Source organism: Herbaspirillum frisingense GSF30 (genome assembly GCF_000300975.2).
Classification (GTDB): Bacteria; Pseudomonadota; Gammaproteobacteria; order Burkholderiales; family Burkholderiaceae_D; genus Herbaspirillum; species Herbaspirillum frisingense.
Genome location: NZ_AEEC02000075.1, coordinates 1 through 4,453, shown reverse-complemented (window position 1 = coordinate 4,453; position 4,453 = coordinate 1). Strand labels below are relative to the sequence as shown.

Genomic DNA, 4,453 nt, shown 5'->3' with positions numbered 1-4,453 from the left:
AAGAAAAAGCCCGCTGCGCGCGGGGCGGCAGCGGGCGGGTAGTGCAGCGGTGCAAGTAATGCGGTAATGCGTAGGACCGATGTCGCAGGCGGGATCAGTATTCCCAGAACATCTTCTGGATTTCCTTGCTGTCGGTGGTCTTGGTCAAGGCCAGCATCAGCAGGATGCGCGCCTTCTGCGCGTTCAGGGTGTCGGAGACGACGAAGTCCAGCTTGTCGTCGTCGGCTTCGCCATTGCGCGCCACGATGCCCTGGCCGACGCGGCTGGAACGCACGATGACCACGCCCTTCTTGCGTGCTTCGCTCAGGGACGGCAGCACGGTGTTGTTCAGGCTGCCATCGCCCACGCCGGCGTGGATGATGCCTTGTGCACCTGCAGCGACGAAGGCGTTGAGCGCGATCGGGTTCATGTTGGCGTAGCCATAGACGATGTCCACTTGCGGCAGCTTGTCCAGGTTCATGATGTCGAACGGGGTGTCGACCGTGTTCTTGCGGGTGGACTGGCGGTAGAAGTAGGGCTTGCTACCCTGGATGTAACCCAGGAAGCCCAGTTCCGGCGTCTTGAAGGTGTCCATCGTGGAAGTGTTGGTCTTGGTGACTTCGCGACCGGCGTTGATCTGGTCGTTCAGGGTCACCAGCACGCCCTTGCCAACGGCTTCCTTGGAACCGGCCAGCAGCACGGCGTTGTACAGGTTGATCGGACCATCGGCGCTGATGGCGGTGGACGGACGCATGGCGCCCACGATCACCACTGGCTTCTTGCTCTTGACCACCAGGTCGAGGAAGTAGGCGGTTTCTTCGATGGTGTCGGTGCCGTGGGTGATCACGATACCGTCGACGTCGCTCTGTGCCAGCAGGGTATTGACGCGCTTGGCCAGCTTGAGCCAGGCGTCGTTGTTCATGTTCTCGCTGGCGATCTGCATGACCTGCTCGCCGCGCACGTTGGCGACCTTCTTGAGTTCAGGGACAGCGGCGATGAGCGCATCCACGCCGACCTTGGCGGCGGTGTAGCCAACTGTGGTGGTGCTGGTGGCGCCGGTGCCGGCGATGGTGCCGCCGGTAGCCAGGATGACCACGTTGGGCAGGGTTTGGGCCTGTGCAGCGGCGGCTGCGGCCAGGCAGAGCAGGACCAGCATCTGCTGGAAGAATTTTCTGATGAGCATGTGTACCTCGGTAGCGGTGGTTGTACGGATTTCTCTGAGCGGATTTTTGTTAGTTTTATTGGCTTGCTTCACCGGGAAGGACACAGGCTGGCTGCGTATTGTCATCACGGCAAAAGCGCCGACACGATAGCACCGGCTCGCGTGACGATCAAAGGATTTTTTACGCGGTGAGAAAGCCGCATCGCAAAAGGCTTTGTGAGGGGATGGAATGCAAGTTTCGTGCAAAATGGCTGCTTTGAACGTTGTCAGGTGGGCAGAATGACTCGCAACTGACAGCGCGCTGACAGATCGGTGTAGACACGTGCCGTAGGTCTGCGACAAAGGGCGGGGGATAACCGGGGAAATTAAGTAAACCGCAGCGAAGAGCTTGGAAGATATCACCGAATCCGAAGGTCGGAAAGGCGGACAAGCCGGCCGTTGTGCCGCCTCATCGCAGCCTGCAGCGCGCTGCATGAAACGTGCCGCTCTCAGGTAAGATGGTGCTGCGCACAAGTTGTTTCGATGAATGACCGGCCAGACCGGCCGCGCCGCTCCAGCGCAGTTCGACCCCACACCGGCGCGGCGCGCGGCAATGATGGAGAACACGATGTTTGCCACAGAAAAATTCACCAATCCCGAAGCCGCCTACGCACGCGTGCTGGAGATCTATGAGCACAACACCGCCATCCTGCGCGATGCCTTCCGCCAGTTCTCCAGCGGGCAGGGCATGTCGCAGCGGGTGCGCGCCTGCTATCCCTTCGTGCGCATCACCACCGAAAAATCCACCCATACCGATACCCGCCAGTCCTTCGGCTTCGTGGCCGGCCCCGGCTGTTACGAGACCACGCTGACGCGACCGCAGTTGTTCCACCAGTACCTGCTGGCGCAGTTCAAGCTGGTGCTGCAGAACCATGATGTGCCACTGGAAATCGGTGTGAGCGAGATGCCCATTCCGGTGCATTTCGCCTTCCCCGAGGGCATACACGTCGAGGGCAGCCTCGACCCTGAGCACCTGCGTACCTTGCCCGACTACTTCGATCTGCCGGACCTGGCAACCATGGACGATCGCATCGCCAACGGCAGCTACGAGGTAGACAACGGCGCCTGGCGCGAGGGTGTGCATCCGCTGGCCTTGTTCACCGGGCCGCGCATCGACTATTCACTGCATCGCCTGCGCCATTACACGGCGACCTCGCCGGACCAGTTCCAGCGCTATGTGCTGTTCACCAACTATGCCTTCTACGTCGATGAGTTCGTGCGCCTCGGACGGCGCCTGATGGAGCCGACCGACGATCCGGAGGAACTGGCCTATCGGCGTCAGTACACCGCTTTCGTGGAGCCCGGCAACGTCACCACCTGGAGCGCCAACCAGGAAGGCCTGGAGACGCGGGCCGCTTCCGGCGTGGCACCGGCACGCCAGCCGCAGATGCCGGCCTATCACCTGCAGCGGGCCGATGGCAGTGGTATCACGCTGGTCAACATCGGTGTCGGTCCTTCCAATGCCAAGACGGTCACCGACCACGTGGCGGTGCTGCGTCCGCATGGCTGGCTGATGCTGGGACATTGCGCCGGGCTGTCGGCGTCGCAGCGGATGGGGGATTATGTGCTGGCGCACGCCTATGTACGCGATGACCACGTGCTCGATGACGACCTGCCGCTGTGGGTGCCGATTCCGGCGCTGGCCGAAGTGCAACTGGCGCTGCAGGATGCAGTGGCCAGCATCACCCGGCTGGAAGGTTATGAATTGAAGCGCATCATGCGCACCGGTACCGTGGCCTCGGTCGATGATCGCAACTGGGAGTTGCGTGACCACCGTATGCCGCTGCTGCGTTTTTCGCAGAGTCGCGCCATTGCGCTGGACATGGAAAGCGCCACTGTCGCGGCCAACGGCTTCCGCTTCCGGGTTCCTTATGGCACCTTGCTATGCGTGTCGGACAAGCCGCTGCACGGCGAGATCAAGCTGCCCGGCATGGCCAATACCTTCTACGAGCAGCGCGTGGCGCAGCACTTGCAGATCGGTATCCGTGCGCTGGAGCTGTTGCGCAACAATGGTATCGAACAGGTCCACAGCCGCAAGTTGCGCAGCTTTGCGGAACCGGCGTTCCGCTGATCGGGAATGCAGCAGGAATGCGCCCGCGACAGTGGATGTCGCGGGCGTTTTTCATTCAGGCGCTCTGGCGTGGCAACGGATGGCTGCGCGTCAGGCGGTAATACAGCCCGGCACCGATCAGCAAGGTGGCCGCCGCCACGCACAGCGAAGGCGTGAAGGACCCGCTGCCATGCACCAGTGCGGTGGCCAGCGGCGGTCCGGCAATCTGGCCGATGCCGTAGGCGGCCGTCATCAGGGCCATCAGGCTGCTGGCCTGTTCCTTGCGCAGGCGGCGTGCCTCGCGCATGCCGAACAGGGTGATGGCGGTGAAGGGCAGGCCCAGCAACAGGCAGCTCAGCGCGAAACCCAGTGCATTGGGGAAGAGGATCGACAGCAGCACTCCGACCGCCTGCATCAGGTAGGCGCCGGTCAGCAGCAGGCGCTGATCGCCCTGTACCGATAAACGGGTGGCGCTGAAGGCCCCCAGCGCGACCGACAGGCCGAAGATGGGCCAGAAGTAGTCCGGCCAGGCCGAGCCCGGCAGCGCCTGGCGCGCGATCACCGGCAGGAAGGTGGCGGTGATGATGTAGCCGAAGCCGGCGATGCCATAGGCGATCACCTGCACCAGCACTTCACGTTTCTGCTGGGCGCTCTCGACGGCCTTGGATGCTTCGCCATGGAGCGGGTCGCTGTGCACGCTCAGGCCGCGACCGGCATCGAAGCTGAAGGATTTCCAGACGACTGCCGTCAGGGCCAGTGCAATGACGCCAAAGGCGATCCAGCCGCCCGCGGCCAGCCAGCCGGCCGCGATCATGGGACCGGAAAGCAGCCCGGTGATGGCGATCCCCAGGCCGGGGCCGCAGAAAATGACCCCGCCCAGTTCCGGCCGGCCCAGTTGTGTCAGCTGCTGCAGGCACCAGCCGGCGGTATAGACGAATACGTAGGCGCTGGCTACGCCGGAGAGAAAGCGCATCCACAACCAGGCCCAGTCCTGATGCAGCACACCCATGCCCAGGGTAAGCAGGATGGTCACCACCAGCCCGCCGCGCAGCATTGCCACGCCGCGTTTGCTGCGATGGAAGGCGCACAGCATGGCGCCAGCGAAATAACCCAGGTAGTTGGCTGTGGCCAGCCAGCCGCCCATCTGCAGTGACAGGCTGCCCTCGTGCAGCATCATCGGTAGCAGCGGCGTGAAGGCGAAGCGACCGATCCCCATCGCCACC

The 4,453-nt window shown here is 63.0% G+C and carries 3 protein-coding genes; 1 reads left to right on the top strand and 2 read right to left on the bottom strand.

The window, feature by feature from the left end:
- Positions 1 to 94 precede the first annotated feature (94 nt).
- Positions 95 to 1,162, bottom strand: coding sequence for a type II asparaginase (locus tag HFRIS_RS24305; protein ID WP_006465682.1), 1,068 nt, complete (start codon positions 1,160 to 1,162; stop codon positions 95 to 97).
- A gap of 586 nt (positions 1,163 to 1,748) precedes the next feature.
- On the opposite strand from HFRIS_RS24305, the gene HFRIS_RS24300 reads away from it, so the two are divergent.
- Positions 1,749 to 3,251, top strand: a complete 1,503-nt coding sequence (locus HFRIS_RS24300; protein WP_006465681.1) for an AMP nucleosidase — start codon at positions 1,749 to 1,751, stop codon at positions 3,249 to 3,251.
- 55 nt (positions 3,252 to 3,306) lie between these two features.
- On the opposite strand, the gene HFRIS_RS24295 is transcribed toward HFRIS_RS24300, so the two are convergent.
- A complete protein-coding gene (locus tag HFRIS_RS24295) occupies positions 3,307 to 4,452 on the bottom strand; it encodes an MFS transporter (protein ID WP_006465680.1) in 1,146 nt (381 codons plus the stop codon).
- Between the last annotated feature and the right edge of the window lies 1 nt (position 4,453).

What these genes read in the sequence shown, in the direction of transcription:
- HFRIS_RS24300 (WP_006465681.1), top strand. Translation starts at nt 1,749, where the DNA reads ATGTTTGCCACAGAAAAATTCACCAATCCCGAAGCCGCCTACGCACGC.
- HFRIS_RS24305 (WP_006465682.1), bottom strand. Translation starts at nt 1,162, where the DNA reads ATGCTCATCAGAAAATTCTTCCAGCAGATGCTGGTCCTGCTCTGCCTG.